Source organism: Variovorax sp. PBL-E5 (genome assembly GCF_901827185.1).
Classification (GTDB): Bacteria; Pseudomonadota; Gammaproteobacteria; order Burkholderiales; family Burkholderiaceae_C; genus Variovorax.
On record NZ_LR594671.1, the window covers coordinates 2,268,266 to 2,284,497 of the forward strand.

Annotated in this window: 13 protein-coding genes and 1 tRNA gene; 8 read left to right on the plus strand and 6 right to left on the minus strand. The window is 67.0% G+C overall.

The window, feature by feature from the left end; genetic code table 11:
- Positions 1-13 precede the first annotated feature (13 nt).
- Both WDLP6_RS11070 and WDLP6_RS11075 read right to left on the minus strand, forming a co-directional pair.
- Entirely contained in the window at positions 14-973 is a 960-nt protein-coding gene (locus WDLP6_RS11070; RefSeq protein ID WP_162592377.1) for a PDR/VanB family oxidoreductase, read from the minus strand.
- Between the two features lie 108 nt (positions 974-1,081).
- Entirely contained in the window at positions 1,082-1,486 is a 405-nt protein-coding gene (locus WDLP6_RS11075) for a GreA/GreB family elongation factor (RefSeq protein WP_162567050.1), read from the minus strand.
- 350 nt (positions 1,487-1,836) lie between these two features.
- Between WDLP6_RS11075 and WDLP6_RS11080 the strand changes: the two genes are divergently transcribed.
- The 4 genes from WDLP6_RS11080 (at position 1,837) to WDLP6_RS11090 (ending at position 4,847) form a co-directional block, all read left to right on the plus strand.
- A complete protein-coding gene (locus WDLP6_RS11080; protein ID WP_162592378.1) occupies positions 1,837-2,631 on the plus strand; it encodes an SDR family NAD(P)-dependent oxidoreductase in 795 nt (264 codons plus the stop codon).
- A 237-nt stretch (positions 2,632-2,868) separates the two neighbouring features.
- Positions 2,869-3,342 carry a hypothetical protein gene (locus tag WDLP6_RS11085; protein WP_162592379.1) on the plus strand — a complete coding sequence of 158 codons (474 nt, stop codon included), beginning with the start codon at positions 2,869-2,871 and terminating at the stop codon, positions 3,340-3,342.
- 27 nt (positions 3,343-3,369) lie between these two features.
- On the plus strand, positions 3,370-3,540 hold the full coding sequence (locus WDLP6_RS35050; RefSeq protein WP_232077029.1) for a hypothetical protein: 171 nt from the start codon (positions 3,370-3,372) through the stop codon (positions 3,538-3,540).
- A complete protein-coding gene (locus WDLP6_RS11090) occupies positions 3,522-4,847 on the plus strand; it encodes a hypothetical protein (RefSeq protein ID WP_162592380.1) in 1,326 nt (441 codons plus the stop codon). Before WDLP6_RS35050 ends, WDLP6_RS11090 begins: the two co-directional genes overlap by 19 nt.
- Here WDLP6_RS11090 and WDLP6_RS11095 read toward each other — a convergent pair.
- The 3 genes from WDLP6_RS11095 to WDLP6_RS11105 form a co-directional block, all read right to left on the minus strand.
- Positions 4,834-5,793, minus strand: a complete 960-nt coding sequence (locus tag WDLP6_RS11095) for an SAM-dependent methyltransferase (RefSeq protein WP_232077030.1) — start codon at positions 5,791-5,793, stop codon at positions 4,834-4,836. The genes WDLP6_RS11090 and WDLP6_RS11095 overlap by 14 nt on opposite strands.
- Before the next feature lie 400 nt (positions 5,794-6,193).
- A tRNA-Gly gene (locus WDLP6_RS11100) sits at positions 6,194-6,267 on the minus strand.
- A gap of 168 nt (positions 6,268-6,435) precedes the next feature.
- Entirely contained in the window at positions 6,436-6,729 is a 294-nt protein-coding gene (locus WDLP6_RS11105; protein ID WP_162592381.1) for a hypothetical protein, read from the minus strand.
- A 214-nt stretch (positions 6,730-6,943) separates the two neighbouring features.
- On the opposite strand from WDLP6_RS11105, the gene WDLP6_RS11110 reads away from it, so the two are divergent.
- Complete coding sequence (locus WDLP6_RS11110; protein WP_162592382.1) at positions 6,944-7,630, plus strand: hypothetical protein; 687 nt, start codon at positions 6,944-6,946, stop codon at positions 7,628-7,630.
- A 43-nt stretch (positions 7,631-7,673) separates the two neighbouring features.
- Here WDLP6_RS11110 and WDLP6_RS11115 read toward each other — a convergent pair whose 3' ends face one another.
- Positions 7,674-8,222 carry a 2'-5' RNA ligase family protein gene (locus tag WDLP6_RS11115; protein ID WP_232077031.1) on the minus strand — a complete coding sequence of 183 codons (549 nt, stop codon included), beginning with the start codon at positions 8,220-8,222 and terminating at the stop codon, positions 7,674-7,676.
- A 144-nt stretch (positions 8,223-8,366) separates the two neighbouring features.
- On the opposite strand from WDLP6_RS11115, the gene WDLP6_RS11120 reads away from it, so the two are divergent.
- From WDLP6_RS11120 to alaS, 3 genes are all read left to right on the plus strand, one after another.
- Positions 8,367-9,344 (plus strand): GGDEF domain-containing response regulator, encoded by a 978-nt coding sequence (locus WDLP6_RS11120; RefSeq protein ID WP_162592384.1) that lies wholly within the window; start codon positions 8,367-8,369, stop codon positions 9,342-9,344.
- Positions 9,345-9,352: 8 nt separating this feature from the next.
- Complete coding sequence (locus WDLP6_RS11125; protein ID WP_162592385.1) at positions 9,353-13,480, plus strand: PAS domain S-box protein; 4,128 nt, start codon at positions 9,353-9,355, stop codon at positions 13,478-13,480.
- 127 nt (positions 13,481-13,607) lie between these two features.
- Positions 13,608-16,232 (plus strand): alanine--tRNA ligase, encoded by a 2,625-nt coding sequence (alaS, locus tag WDLP6_RS11130; RefSeq protein WP_162592386.1) that lies wholly within the window; start codon positions 13,608-13,610, stop codon positions 16,230-16,232.

Genomic DNA, 16,232 nt, shown 5'->3' on the forward strand with positions numbered 1-16,232 from the left:
GCCGCGGCGCGCGTCAGCGGTCGAGCACCAGCTTCGGCGTCTTCGATCCCGAGCAGCAGACCATCATGACGGTGTTGGAGGCCTGCTCGTCCTTGCTCAGCACGAGATCGCGGTGGTCGGGCACGCCTTCCAGCACGCGCGTCTCGCAAGTCGCGCAGATGCCTTCGAGGCAGGAGTAGGGCACATCGACGCCGGCTTCGAGCATCGCATCGAGGATGGTCTTGCCGGGTGGCACCTCGAGCACCTTGCCCGAGCGCGCGAGTTCGACCTGGAAGCCGCCGGTGGTGGAGGGCGCGTCCTTGGCCGCGAAGTACTCGACATGCACCTGCGCCGGCGGCAGGCCCGCGGTGGCATCCTCGAAGGCGGCCAGCATCGGCAGCGGCCCGCAGGAATAGAAGTGGCTGCCTTCGCGAGCTGTCGCGACCACTTGTCGGAGATCGAGCAGCTGGCCCTGCATGCGGTCGTCGAAGTGCAGATGCAGCTGGCCGTGGGGCGAGCCGGCCTTCAGCGCGCGCAGGTCGGACAGGAAGGCGGCGCCCGCATGGCTGCGCGCGCAGTAGTGCAGCTCCCAGCTGCGGCCCAGGCTGTCGAGTCGCTGCACCATGCACCACAGCGGCGTGATGCCGATGCCGCCGGCAATCAGCACGCTGTGCGGCGCGTCTTCGGCGAGCGTGAAGTTGTTGCGCGGCGTGGCCACCGTGACCATGTCGCCCGCGCGCAATTGCTGGTGCACGAAGGCGGAGCCGCCGCGGCTGGCGCGGTCGCGGTTGACGCCGACCACGTAGCGGTGCGTCTCGGTCGGCGGATTGCACAGCGAATAGCTGCGCACCATGCCGTTGCCCAGGTGCAGGTCGATGTGCGAGCCGGCGGTGAAGGTCGGCAGCGCGGCGCCGTCGGCATGGCGGAATTCGAAGGAAAGAATGCCGTCCGCCTCGTAGCGGATGGCGCGCAGTTGCAAGGGCATCAGGTCCATGGTGTTCAGTTTTGTCCGGTGCCCCATTGTCGAACAGGATGGCCATGACCGGCAGCCCATGCCAAGGACCGTCTTCCTCGCGCTCGCGAAGACACCGGCGACGCGCGCTCAGCGCGTGTAGTCGCCGCTGGCTTCCGGCTGGTACAGGATCCCGACCACCTCGGCGTCGACCTGTTCGCCGCTCGGCGTTTGCCAGCGTGCGGTCGCGCCGAGCCTGAGGCCGATGAGCGCCATGCCCACCGGCGACAGCACCGAGACCAGGCCCGCGCCCGGCGCGGCGTCGCGGGGATAGCACAGGGTCAGCTGCTGGCGCTGCCCCGAGTGGCGGTCCGTGAGCTGTACCTGCGAGTTCATGGTGACGATGTCGGGTGCGACCTCGCGCGAGCGCACCACCTCGGTGGCGTCCAGCAGGTCTTCGAATTCGGGCGGGACCTCGCCGTCCTGCCGCAGCTTGCTCAGGCGGACGTGGTCGAGTTCGGTGAGCGTGCGCTCGCCGTGAATGATTGCGGGCATGAAGCACTCCAGTCGATGGCGACCGTGCCGCCGGCGGCGGGGGTGGTCGCGTCAATGCGCGGGTGGCGGGCCCGGCGATCGATGGTGCGCTAAAGAATGAAGGAAGAAGCGGATCGCCGGGCGGAGGAAAGTGCGGCTGGCTGGCGAAGCGCCGGTACGGCCCCGTGGCCGCGCGCATCCGCACGCGCCGCGAGCGTTGCGGCGTGGTGTTGTCGGAGAGCGGGAGCCTGGGAACCCATGGGCTCGATTGTAAGTGAGCGTGCCGATGCCCCGGCTGCCGTGGGGGGAACGAGCGCCGGGCATACTTTCGACGAAGCCCGATGCGGCATCCATCTCTGCAAGGAACTTTCATGGATCTCGGTCTCAACGCCAAGCGTGCCCTCGTCACCGGATCCACCGCGGGCATCGGCCTCGCGGTCGCGCGCGCGCTCGCCGCCGAGGGCGCGCACGTGATCGTCAATGGCCGCACGCAGGCGCGCGTGGATGCGGCGCTCGCGAGCATTCGTGCCGCCCAGCGCGATGCCGATATCGAGGGCGTGGCGCTCGACCTGTCCACCGCCGAGGGATGCCGCGCACTGACGACGCGCATCGCCGAGGTGGACATCCTCGTCAACAACCTGGGCATCTTCGAGCCCAAGCCCTTCGAGCTGATTCCGGACGAGGACTGGCTGCGCTTCTTCGAGACCAACGTGCTCAGCGGCATCCGGCTGTCGCGTCACTTCGTCACCGGCATGCGGCTGCGCGACTGGGGGCGCATCGTGTTCGTCTCGAGCGAGTCGGCGCTGCAGATCCCGGCCGAGATGATCCACTACGGCATGACCAAGACGGCGCAGCTCGCCGTCGCGCGCGGGCTGGCCGAGACGCTGGCCGGCACGGGCGTCACCGTGAACAGCGTGCTGCCCGGGCCGACCGCGTCGGAGGGCGTGGGCGGCTTCGTCGCCGACCTCGCGAAGGCGCAGGGCGTCGATGCGGCCACCGTCGAGCGCGAGTTCTTCGCCACCGCGCGGCCGTCGTCGGTGCTGCAGCGCTTCACCACACCCGACGAGGTGGCCTCGATGATCGTCTACGTGTGCAGCGATCGGGCGTCGGGCACCACCGGTGCGGCGCTGCGGGTCGACGGCGGAGTCATCCGCGCGATTGCTTGACTCGCCCCCAGGCTGCGCGCACTTCGTGTCGCTTCGCCTTCCCCCTGCCGGGGGCAACACCGGCGGACCGGCTGAGCCGGATCCGCGGTGTTTCACGAATGGGCGTTGCTGCGCTTGCCGGAGGTCCCGGCGCCCGGTCGACGCGGGGTCGGGCGCGTGGCCTACCCGGCGAATGGCGGGCAACCGACGGTGCCGCTGCTTGCCGCTACGCATCTTCACGTCTCCCAATCTACGGAGATGCCAGATGCCGGCGCTTCGTCGTCCGGGCCGATGGGCTCGATGGGCTACGGGGTCGACTCGCTGTTTCGCAAGGATCCTGCTGTTGCCGCGTCAGCGTCCTCCGGTGGGCAGACGGATTCGTCGACGGTCAGCGCCGATCGTTCCGGCGTCGCCAGCCAGGCGGAGGTCGGCCGCATCTTCATCAACGGCATTCGGACCGGCAGCCTGTCTCCCGACGATACGCACTATGCCGGACAGGTCGTCGCCCGGCGCACAGGCCTGAGCCAGCAGGACGCTGAAAAGCGCGTGACCGATACCTATGCCCGCGCGCAGGCCACGCTGAAGCAAGCCGCGGACAAGGCCAAGGCCGCGGCCGACGATGCACGCAAGGCGTCGGCCTACGGCGCGCTGTGGCTCTTCGTCTCGCTGCTGATCGGTGCCTTCGTCGCCAGCCTCGCTGCGACCTGCGGCGGCCGCCGCCGCGACCTCTGAACTTCAACCTATCCAACGGAGAAACTCATGCGCTCATTGCTTCTGTGGTTCCTCGGCGTGCCGATCCCCATCATCATCCTGATTGCGTTGTTCATGCATCAGGTAGGCTCGGCCGCGCGACGGAACCTTGTCGTCGTCGGTGCCACTCAGGTGTTATCCCAGCAACCCAGGGTCTCATCGTGTTCGTATCGCATCTGATGGCGCGCCTGTCTCCCGCGCGCACACCTCCCGGTGAACTGCGCGCTGAATCCTTCCCCAACGAACCAGGCGGCGAGGCGGATTGGGAATTCCTGAATCCAGCCCATTGGGAGAGCGCCCTGCATGAGGTGAGGAGCAGATTTCACGAGCAGAGATGCCAGGTCCTGATGGGCGTGCACGACATGGTTCTGGACATCATCAAACCCGCGGAAAATTTCCCGGAACCGCTGCGGGTCGAATACCGGAAAGCGGCCCATGCCCTGGCGGCAACGGTGGACAACCCGGAAAGCGCCCTCCAGTGTTTTGCGGAGGCCACATCCTCAGTGGCTCAATGGCTCAACAGCCGCTCGCAAGACGAGAAGGGGCAGAAGGCAGACTATGGCGGGCAGCTGGGCCACGCCATTTTCAATGCAGTCATCGACAAGTGCACGATCCCGACATTGAAGGCATGCCTGCTCCGATTCTCGAAGGACACGAACAATCTGAGCTACAGCCTGCGCCAAGATGCCGCGACGGTATTTCTCCGCGCCTTGTTCGATGTCGCGGGGCTGGACAGGCAGATCGTTGCCGTGATGTCCGACACGGAGGACTCATACGATTTTGGTGCGGTGCAAGCCGACACAAGTCAGTACATGTGCGATTTGACTCGCCATTGGGATTCGTGGCAAAAAATGATGAACGAGAAGTTCGATTCCATCGCCCAGCCTGCATGGCGAAGGTATTGCGCGCGCCATTCAAGCCCGAATTTCCTCGAGTTTCTGGTGAGCAGGCAGGTGTCGCAGAACAATCGGAAGTACGCCGCGTTTCTCGACCACGACAAGACGATGAACCTCGTCTACGACATGACCGAAGGTCAGTCGGGAGGCGGATGGCTCGGCCCCGTGCCGGCTTGCGATCAGATTTCCGTCTACAGATTCAAATGGTCCGCCACGCCCGCCGGGGATATCACCATCTCCGAACTGGAATGCGATCATCCAAAAGGAATGAACGTGGATGCGATCAAGGAGATATCGCCCTATGTTCTGTCCGCGCTCGACTGGACGCCAGCGTTCGGAATCGATGATCTCAAGCGGTCGCTTGCAAAGATTCTCTACACGTTTTCCCATTCCTCGACTTTTCTGAGAGGGCAAGCTTCCATCGTGGAAGCGGTCATGAAGTCGATCGCCCTTCATCACGATCTCCAACTCGGTTTCGGCGAAGCGTGGTCACGCCCTGACCCACAGCCCGATCAGCACGCGCTTGCGGAATTCAGCGTGGAGCGATTCGTCGCCAATGCGCTCCCCAACCTGATGCTCACGCCAACCTGAGCCTGTAGAGACCCACGTCGACACGCCCGGCGCGAAAGCCCGCTTCGCAGTAGCACAGGCAGTACTCCCAGAGCCGACGGAACGAGGTGTCGAAGCCGAGGGCTTCGATGCGTGGCCAGGCGCGCAGGAAGCGGCGGCGCCATTCGACCGGCGTCCTGGCATAGCTGTCGCCGAAGGCATCGCACTTCTCGATCGTGAAGCCGGCGCGCGACGCTTGCTCGGCCATCGCCGCCGGCGAGGGCAGCATGCCGCCCGGAAAGATGTAGCGCTGGATGAAATCGGGATTGCGCCGGTAGTGGTCGAATTGCGCGTCGGCGATCGTGATCACCTGGAGCACCGCGATGCCCCCGGGCTTCAGGCGCCGGCGCAGCGTCTCGAAGTACACCGGCCAGTAGCGCTCGCCGACGGCTTCGAGCATTTCGATGGAGATGATGCGGTCGCAGCACCCCTCGACATCGCGATAGTCCTGCAGCCGCAGATCGACCTGCGCTTGCAGCTTCTGTTCGGCGACGCGCCCGCGCGCATGCGCGAGCTGCTGCGTCGACAAGGCGAGGCCCGTGACGTGCGCGCGATGACGCCCCGCCAGCGCCAGGGCGAGCGCGCCCCAGCCGCAGCCGATCTCCAGCACCGAGGCGTCGTCCGCGGGTTCGAGCAAAGCCATGATCCGGTCCAGCTTCGCCACCTGGGCTTCTTCGAGCGATTCATTGCCGTCGGCATAGAGCGCACTCGAATAGATCAGGTCCGGGTCCAGCCACTGGCCATAGAAGTCGTTGCCCAGGTCGTAGTGGAAGGCGATGTTCTGCCGGCTTCCTTTGCGCGTGTTGGCGTGCGCGATGTGCGCGAGGCGGCCCAGCCAGCGTGCCGGGCGCGAGGCCTCGAGCGCGGCTCCAGCCCGCTTCGTCGCGGATGCCGAATTCGAGGTCGGCCTGCGACAAGGTCGCTGCACCCTCCGGCCAATAGCCACTGCTGTACTTGAGGTGCTCGCCGAGCATGGCGGCGAAGAAGGCGGCCGGCACCTCGCAGTGCTGTTCATTGGCCTTCTCGGGAAGGGGCGCCAGCTCGGCCTGGCGCAGGGCGTCGACGAATTCCTGCGTCAGCCTCGCGCCGGCGGCCGCGTCGCCGCTGTGCAGTTCGAGCAGGCGCGCCTTGAGCAGGCGGCGGATGCCGATCCGCACGACGCGGTCGGGCACGAGGCCTTGCTCCACCCAATGGATGGCGGCGGCGTTCTGGGGCATGTGCGCTCCTTGGTTGGCGGCACACGGGCGTGTGCGTCCCAAGAGATACGCATGGCTGGGCCGGTTGGATTTGCATCGCGTTGCGCGGATGCGGGCCGGTGGGTGGGATCCTGGAGCGGGCGAAGGGAATCGAACCCTCGTATGAAGCTTGGGAAGCTGCCGTTCTGCCATTGAACTACGCCCGCGGCAGGCGCGGATTCTACTCTTTGCTCCGATGGCTCTGAACCGATCGAAGGGCCTTCGTGCGATCCCTGTGTACCGGGATGGAACCATATCCGCCATCAGTGTCACACAGTGCGTTTCCCACAGCACGAGTCACCATGACTGGATCGCCATTTGCATCGCCGAATTCATCACCGGAGGTATCTCCTCGCTCGAGCTTTCCGAGTCCATGTCGAATACCGGTCGGTAGCGAGCAAGATCGCGAAGCCCCGGACTTTGCGGACGAGAGCCACTGGACCGGAGTCTTGAAAGAGGTCGCGAATGATCTTCACGAACAGAAATGCCAGATGCTCCTGGGCGTCCATGCCATGGTGATCGACGCGATCGGGATCACGAGGGACTTCCCGCCTGAGCTGAAGATCGAATGCGAAGAGGCGGCCGTCGAGTTGACGAAAGCGATCGCATGTCGCGATGCGGATGCGCACGGCTTCCAGAGGGTCATCTCCAAGGCCGCGCACTGGATCAACAGTCAATCGCAAGACCCCGACGACCCGAACGCCTCGTATGGCGGTCTGTTGGGCAACGCCATTTTCCAAAGAGTCACAAGCAGCCACACGATACCGACAGTGGCAGCCTGCCTGGCCAAGTTCCATGCTGAGACGAAGGATTTGCCGTTCCGCGCGCGCTCGACTCGACGACATGGACACCAGCCTGGACGACCCTGTGCTCAGCTGGCCTGCATGGGCCGGGAAAGTCCGGGGAAAATTCGAATCGATGGTCGAACTCGAATGGAATATGTATTGCTTCCGCAATTCGGATCCGACGTTCTTCGAGTTTCTGGTGAGCAAAGAGAGACCCGGTGGCAATCGAAGGGTTGCGAAATTTTTCAGCGGAAAGGAAAACGCCGCCCTTAGCTACGATCTGACCGACGGCCGATCGGGAAAGGGGTGGCTGCTGCCCCTGTCCGAGTCGAAATGTATTTCGTTCTTCACGTTCAAATGGTCTGCCAGGGCCGATGGAGAAATCGACATCTCCCGTCTGCGCTGCATTCATGCGCGCGGCTCGGACGTCGATGCGGAGGAGGCGACCGTGCCCGATGTCCTGTCTGCCCTCGACGGGGACCCCGGCTTCGGAATCGATCACCTCAAGCAGCCGCTGGCGAGGATCCTCTACAAGTCTTCCCACGCCTCCGCCTTCGAGAGAGGGCAGGCGTCGATCGTGGAAACGGTCATGAAGTCGATGGCGCTTCATCACAACTGCAAGCTGGCGTTCAGTCCGGCGTGGTCGCGACCCAACCCGCAGCCCGATCAGCACGCGCTCAGCGAATTCAACAGCAGGCAATTTGTCGTCGACGCGCTTCCCCATCTCGTGCTCACGCCGACATGATGCGTCTTGCGGCCTCGTGGACTTCTTCGCGTCGTGCTCTGCGTCACACCAGCCGATGGCGCCCCAACACCTCATGCCACACCCGATGCGGAGGCAGCCACGACCGCACGAGCACGAACTCCCGCACCTGCCAGCGGATCGGCGTCATGCGCTGCGCGCCCGCGCCCAGCGCGCGACGGGCGATGGTGATGTGCGGCTCCCACGGAACGGGCCGTGTCCACGGCAAGATCGCTCGCTCGATCGCATGGTGCAGCTGCGTCAGGCCCGGGTGCGCCTGCGGACGGACGACAGCCACGCCGTTGCGCGTCCAGACACCGGATCGGTCGAGCACGAGTTCGAAGCTGTCTGGCCGCACGCCGCGCAGGGCCTCGTCGATGCCTTCGATCTCCGCGTCGCTGCGCGCACCGAGCGGACAGAGGGTCAGATGCAGCCGGTGCGGCTTGGGCTGATGGCTGCCCTCGGGCCACCACCACGCGCGACGATGCGCGTCGATGGCGGCCTGCACGGCCGGATCGGGTGCGATCCACACGTAGAGGGCCGGCGCCGGATCGGCCCGGTCGTGTAGGGGATCTCGATGGGTGGCTGCAGCCATGATTTGCCTGTCATTGAACTCCACCTGCGCGCCTGTCGTCCCCGACAGGGTTCCCGTGCAGGAATACCGGTTGGTGCGCCCCATTGCCGAGGCTTGGAGCCTGGATTGTTAACACGCTAAATCGATTCCGGCAAAATGCCTCCGATGAAGAAATCAACGATCGAGGCGAGCCTTCTTCTTGTCGACGACGACCCTGCCATCGTCCAGATGTTGAGCCGAATCCTTTCGGATTACTCGACCGTGCGCTTCGCGACCAGCGGCGCTGACGCGCTGAGGCTCAGCCGGGAGGCGCCGCCCGACCTGATCCTGCTCGACGCGCAGATGGGCGACATGAGCGGGCTGCAGGTGTGCGAGGCGCTCAAGGCCGATGCCGCACTGGCCGACATCCCGATCATCTTCGTGAGCAGCCACCAGGAGCCGGAACTGGAGGTCGCGGTGCTCAAGATGGGCGCGGTCGATTTCATCCGCAAGCCCTTCGATCCGGCGCAAGTGACGGCGCGCGTGCAGACTCAGCTCAAACTCAAGCGACTGGCGGACGACCTTCGCCGCCTGTCGCGCGTCGATCTCGTCACCGGTGTGGGCAACGAAGCCGCCTATCTCGAGAACCTGATGCGCGAAGGGCAGCGCGCCCGGCGGTCGCGGCATCCGCTCTCGCTCGTGCTGGTCGAGGTCGACTTCTTCGAATCCTTCGAGGCCCTCTACGATCGCAAGGCTGCCGAGGCCAGCCTCGCATCCGTGGCCGAGAGCATGCGGCGCAGCGTTCGCCGCGGCAGTGATTTCGTCGCCCGCCTCGAGCGCGACCGGTTCGCGCTGATCCTGCCCGAGACGCCGGCCGAGGGCGCCTTGCATGTGGCCAACGCGGCGCTCGGTGCGATCGAGGCGCTGGACATTGCTCACCAGGGGTCGCCGGTGTCGCGCCACCTCACGTGCAGCGCCGGCGTCGCCTGCTTCGATGCCTCCTTGCAGGGCGAGGCCGTGCGGCCCGAAGCCATCGACAGCGTCGACGCGCTCGCCGATGCGGCCGCCGCGGCGCTCGACCGCGCGCGGGCCGCCGGTCGCGCCCAGGTCAGCCTGGTGACAGAAAAGGCTGCGATGCCGGGCCCCGGGCCCGAGCCGGACTGATCGTCTTCGTGCGGTCCTGGCGCTTCGCCCGCTCACTGGCCTGGCTCGCGATCGGGTTGTGCATTGCCGTGGTCGCGGCGCTGTGGCAGGTCCACGAGAACAACGAACTCGAGCGATCACGTTTCGATGCGCTGGCCCGCCGTGCGGTCGACCACCTCGCCGTGCGCATGCACAGCTACGAATACGGTCTGCGCGGGACGCGCGGCGCCATCATCGCCGCGGGCGGAGAGACCGGCATCACGCGCCTGCGCTTCGCGCAGTACAGCGCATCGCGCGACATCGAACGCGAGTACCCGGGCGCGCACGGCTTCGGCTTCGCCCGGCGCGTGCCGGTTGCGCAGGAAGCGGCCTTCGTCGCCGCGGCACGGCTTGACGGCAAGCCCGACTTCAAGGTGCATCAACTGGGGCCGAACGAGGGCGAGCGCTATGTGATCCAGTACCTGGAGCCGTCCGATCCCGCCAATCCGGCGTTCGGGCTCGACATCGCCTCGGAGCCCGAGCGGCATGCGGCCGCGGAGCGCGCGATGCTGAGCGGCATGGCCACGCTGACCGCGCCGATCACGCTGATACAGGCCCCGCGGAAGCTGCATTCCCTGTTGCTGCTGCTGCCGGTCTACAAGGTCGGCAGCCCGGCTGCCAGGGCGCAGCGCGAAGGCCGCGTGCCGCTTTCGGCGCGGCAGATGCATGAAGAGACGGTGGGCTGGATCTACACGCCGCTCGTGATCGATGACGTGATGAAGGATTTCGATTTCCAGGACGGCGAGTTCGCGCTGACCCTGTCCGACGCCACCCGTCCCGGTCGGCCCGAACCCTTCTTCGCGTCCGCCGGCGCCGCGTCCGCGGACGCGCTGCGGACCGCGCTGCCGCTCGAGCTCTTCGGCCGGACCTGGCAGGTCGAGGTCACCGCGTTGCCGCCCTTCGCGACGCAGCTGAACCTGCGCAGCCCCTGGGCGGTGCTGGCACGGGTGTCGACCCTCGTGGTGCTGCTGTCGCTGCTGTCGTACATCCATCAGCTCACGCAGCGCCGCAAGGTGCAGGCCGACGAGCAGCGATCGCGGCTCGCCGCCATCGTGACCAGTTCCAACGACGCGATCATCGGGCGCGACCTCGAGGGCCGGATCACCGACTGGAACGGCGCCGCGGCCAAGATCTTCGGCTACACCGCGGCCGAGGTGGTGGACCAGTCGCTGGAGACGCTGCTGGTGCCGCCCGAGTTCGAAGCGGAAGAAGAGACCCTGATCCGTCACATTGCCCAGGGCCATTCGGTCGCCGCGTTCGAGACCTTCCGGCGGCACCGCGATGGCCGCCTGGTCGCGGTGTCGGTGGCGGCCGCGCCGATCCGCTCGGCCAACGGCCGCGTGATCGGCGCCGCGCAGACCGTGCGCGACATCACCCACGAGAACGCCAGCAAGGCACACATCCTGCAGCTGAACGCGACCCTGGAGCAGCAGGTGAGCGAACGCACCGCCCAGCTCGAGGCGCTGTCGGCGCGCGAACGGGCGATCCTGATCGGCGCGGCCAGCGCCATCATCGCCACCGACGTCAACGGGCTGGTGATGCTGTTCAATCCCGCCGCCGAGGCGCTGCTGGGCTATTCGGCGGCCGAGGTGGTGGACCGGGTCGGCATGAACCGCTTCCACGACACCTTCGAAGTGCACAGCCGCGCCATGGCCCTCACCACCGAACTGGGGCGGCCGCTCGATGTGGGCGAAGTGTTCGCGCCCGCGCCCGGAAGCGGCCCGGCCCACACCCGCGAGTGGACCTACGTGCGCAAGGACGGCAGCCGCGTCCCGGTGCATCTGAACGTGAGCCCGCTGCGCGACACGGACGGCCAGGTGGTCGGGTTCATCACCATCGCGATCGACCTGACGGAGCGCAAGGAGGTCGAGGAGAAGCTGCGCAACAACGAGCGCTTCATGCGCATCGTGACCGACAACATTCCCGGCCTGGTCGCCTACTGGACCACCGACCTGCGCTGCACCTTCGCCAACAGCGCCTACGAGCGATGGCTGGGCGTGCCCGCCGATCGGATGATCGGCATCTCGCAACAGGAACTGCTCGGGCCCGAGCTGTTCAGGAAGAATGAGCCGCACATCCGCGCCGCGCTCAGAGGCGAACTGCAGCGCGTCGCGCGCACGCGGATCATTCCGTCCGGCTCGACCGTTCACTACTGGCTGCACTACATCCCCGACGACGACGACGACGGCGTCGTGCAGGGCCTGATCTCGGTGGCGGTGGACGTCACCGACATGCGGCAGGCCCAGGAGCAGCTGGAAGCCCTGAACCTCGCGCTCAACGAGCGCAGCGCCCAGGCCGAGTCGGCGAACAAGGCCAAGAGCGAGTTCCTGGCCAACATGAGCCACGAGATCCGCTCGCCGCTCAACGCGGTCATCGGCCTGGCCTATCTGCTGCGGCAGACCGCGCTGGACGAACAGCAGCGCTCGTTCCTGCAGAAGATCGACGCCGCCGGCAATTCGCTGCTCGGCGTCATCAACGACATCCTCGACATCTCCAAGATCGAGGCCGGCGGCATGGTGCTGGACGAATCCGGCTTCGTGCTGCGCGGGCTGCTGGACGGCGTGGTGGCGATGATGGCCGTGAATGCCGGCGACAAGGGCATCGCGCTGCTGCTCGAGGCCGGCGACGATCTGCCGGCGCGCGTGCTGGGCGACGTCACGCGCATCCGGCAGATCCTGGTCAACCTTCTGAGCAACGCGATCAAGTTCACCGCGGAAGGCTCGGTCCGGCTGAACGTGCAGGTGCTCGAACGCGCGGGATCCAAAGTGCGGCTGCGCCTGTGCGTGACCGACACCGGTGTCGGCATTGAGGCTTCGGTGCTCGGCCGCCTGTTCACCCCGTTCATGCAGGCCGATACCTCGACCACGCGGCGCTTCGGCGGCACCGGACTGGGCCTGTCGATCGTCAAGCAGCTCGTCGAACTGATGGGCGGCGAGATCGGCGTCCGCAGCACGCCCGGTACGGGCAGCGAATTCTGGGTCATCCTGCCGCTGATCGTCACCCACGAGAACGTCGCCCAGGCGGCCACCGGCATGCTGCCGGCCAAGACCAAGCCCGAGGCGGTCGCCGAGGCGAGCCCGCTGCGCCTGGCGCGCGTGCGCGTGCTGGTGGTGGACGACAGCCCGGTCAACCTCGAGGTCTGCCAGCACATCCTCCAACGCCAGGGCGCCCAGGTCAGCCTGGCGAGAGACGGCCGCGAAGCGGTCGAGCGGCTGCGCGCGACGCCCGAGGCCTTCGACGTCGTGCTGATGGACATCCACATGCCCACGCTCGACGGCAACGAGGCGACACGCCTGATCCGCCGCGAGCTCGGCCTCACGCAGCTGCCCGTGATCGCGCTGACCGCCAGTGCGCTGGTGGCGGAGCGCGAGCGCGCGATCGAAGCGGGCATGACGGACTTCATCAGCAAGCCTTTCGATGCGCAGGCGCTGATCCGCAGCGTGCGCCGCTATGCGCAGCGCACGCGCGAAGCGCTGCTGCCGGCCGCGCGGCCGGCGACTTCCAGCGTTGTTCGACTGCCCGCGGAATGGCCGCTCGTCGAGGGCATCGACGCTGCCGATGCGTTCCACCGGCTGAGCGGCGACACCGACCTGTTGCTGAGCGTGCTGCACCGCCTGCTGGCCGAATTCGGCGACCTGGCGCACGCGGATGCCGCGGCCGTGGAAGGCGCGTCGCCGGCGGCGCAGGCTGCATTGGCGGCGCGGCTGCACAAGCTGCAGGGGAGTGCCGGCATGGTCGGCGCCAAGGCCGTGCTGCAGTTGGCCGCCGAGGGCGAAAGCGCGTTCAGGGCGGGCGATCCGGCACGTGCCGCACGTGCGATGCCGGGGCTCGGCGCGGCGCTGCGCAAGCTGCAGGCCGCGGCGCAACCCTTCTTCGACGTCCAGGCCGGCACCCGCGCCGCTGCGGTGCAGGCCGTTGCGGCGCTGCCCGTCGATTCCGGCGAACTGGCGCGCCTGATCGACACGCTGCGCCGGCAAAGCCTGCTGGCGATGCCGATGTTCGACGCGCTCGGGCCCGCGCTCAGGGCATCGCTGGGCGGCGAGCGCTTCGCGGCGCTGGACCGTGCGGTGCAGGATCTGCAGTTCCAGCGCGCGGTCGAGATCCTGCAGTTGGGCTGAAGGGCCGAAGGGCTGTCAGGCGAAGGCCCAAACCTATAATCGCGCGTTCAGGAAAACCAAGCAGTCAGGTGGGTTCGATGCAGGGGCTGCCCGCAGCCGGCCGCCTTTGTGCAAAGCCAGACCCAAGATGAGCCAGCCCACTTCCAGCGTCGCCGACATCCGCAAGACCTTTCTCGATTTCTTCGAGAGCAAGGGCCACACCGTGGTGCCTTCGAGTTCGCTGGTACCGGCCAACGACCCGACCCTGATGTTCACCAACTCGGGCATGGTGCAGTTCAAGGACGTGTTCCTCGGCACCGACCGCCGCTCCTACGTGCGCGCGGCCTCGGTGCAGGCCTGCCTGCGCGCCGGCGGCAAGCACAACGACCTCGAGAACGTCGGCTACACCGCGCGCCACCACACCTTCTTCGAGATGCTGGGCAACTGGAGCTTCGGCGACTATTTCAAGCGCGAATCGCTCACCTGGGCCTTCGAGCTGCTGACGAAGGTCTACAAGCTGCCGGCCGAAAAACTCTGGGCCACCGTCTACATCGAGGACGACGAGGCCTACGACATCTGGACCCAGGAGATCGGCCTGCCGCCCGAGCGCGTGGTGCGCATCGGCGACAACAAGGGCGGCCGCTACATGTCCGACAACTTCTGGATGATGGCCGACACCGGCCCGTGCGGCCCCTGCAGCGAGATCTTCTACGACCACGGCCCCGACATCCCCGGCGGCCCGCCCGGCTCGCCGGATGAAGACGGCGACCGCTACATCGAGATCTGGAACAACGTGTTCATGCAGTTCGACATGCAGCCCGACGGCAGCGTCCGGCCGCTGCCCGCGCCCTGCGTCGACACCGGCATGGGGCTGGAGCGCCTGGCCGCGATCCTGCAGCACGTTCACAGCAACTACGAGATCGACCTGTTCGATGCGCTGATCAAGGCGGCCTCGCGCGAAACCGGCGAGAAGGATCTCGAGAACAAGAGCCTGCGCGTGATTGCCGACCACATCCGGGCCACCGCGTTCCTGGTGGCCGACGGCGTCATTCCGTCGAACGAGGGCCGCGGCTACGTGCAGCGACGCATCGTGCGGCGCGCCATCCGGCACGGCTACAAGCTCGGGCAGAAGAAGCCCTTCTTCCACAAGCTGGTGCCCGACCTCGTCAAGCTGATGGGCGCGGCCTATCCCAAGCTGGTGGCCGACCAGCAGCGCATCATCGAGACGCTGAAGGCCGAGGAAGAGCGCTTCTTCGAGACCTTGGCCAACGGCATGGAAATCCTCGATGCGGCGCTGGCCGGCGATGCCAAGGTGCTGCCGGGCGACGTGGCCTTCAAGCTGCATGACACCTATGGCTTCCCGCTCGACCTGTCGGCCGATGTGTGCCGCGAGCGCGGCGTCGCGGTCGACGAGGCCGGCTTCAACGCGGCGATGGAAAGGCAGAAGGCCGCCGGCCGTGCCGCCGGCAAGTTCCGCATGGACCGCGCGGTCGATTACGCGGGTGCGGCCAATACCTTCACCGGCTACGAGCATCTCGAGGAGAAGGCGCGGGTCGTGGCGCTCTACCTCGAAGGCGTGGCAGTGCAACAGCTCGACGAGGGCCAGTCCGGCATCGTGGTGCTCGACACCACGCCTTTCTATGCCGAGAGCGGCGGCCAGGTCGGCGACGCCGGCGTGCTGGTCGCCGAGGGCGTGCAGTTCGGCGTCGACGACACGCAGAAGATCAAGGCCGACGTGTTCGGCCACCACGGCACGCAGACGCAGGGCGCGCTCAAGGTCGGTGATGCCATCACCGCGCGCGTCGACACCGCGCGCCGCGCCGCCACCATGCGCAACCACAGCGTCACCCACCTGATGCACAAGGCCTTGCGCGAGGTGCTCGGCGCGCACGTGCAGCAGAAGGGTTCGCTGGTCGATGCCGACAAGACGCGCTTCGACTTCGCGCACAACGCCGGTGTCACGCCGGCGCAGATTCTCGAGATCGAGCAGCGCGTCAATGCCGAGATCCTCGCCAACCAGGCGACGCAGGCGCGCGTGATGGACATGGAGTCGGCCCAGAAGACCGGCGCCGTGATGCTGTTCGGCGAGAAGTATGGCGAGACCGTGCGCGTGCTCGACATCGGCTCCAGCCGCGAACTCTGCGGCGGCACGCACGTGGCGCGCACCGGCGACATCGGTCTCTTCAAGATCGTCAGCGAAGGCGGCGTCGCCGCCGGCGTGCGCCGCATCGAGGCCGTGACCGGCGCCAACGCGCTGGCCTATCTGCAGCAGCTCGAGGCGACGGTGCACAGCGTGGCCGCCACGCTCAAGACGCCGCCCGCCGAACTGCAGGGCCGCCTCGCGCAGGTGCTCGACCAGGTGCGCGCACTGGAGCGCGAAGTGGGCTCGCTCAAGGGCCGGCTCGCATCGTCGCAGGGCGACGAGCTGGTCGCCCAGGCCGTGGACGTCAAGGGCCTCAAGGTGCTCGCCGCCAAGCTCGACGGCGCCGATGCGAAGACGCTGCGCGAGACCATGGACAAGCTGAAAGACAAGCTCAAGTCCGCGGCCATCGTGCTGGCTGCGGTCGACGGCGGCAAGGTGCAGATCGCGGCCGGCGTCACGGCCGATGCCATGGGCCGCATCAAGGCCGGCGAACTGGTCAACTTCGTTGCCCAGCAGGTCGGCGGCAAGGGCGGCGGCAAGCCCGACATGGCGATGGCCGGCGGCACCGATGCGGCCGGCCTGCCGGCTGCACTGAAGTCGGTGCAGGCCTGGGTGGCGCAACGGGCCTGA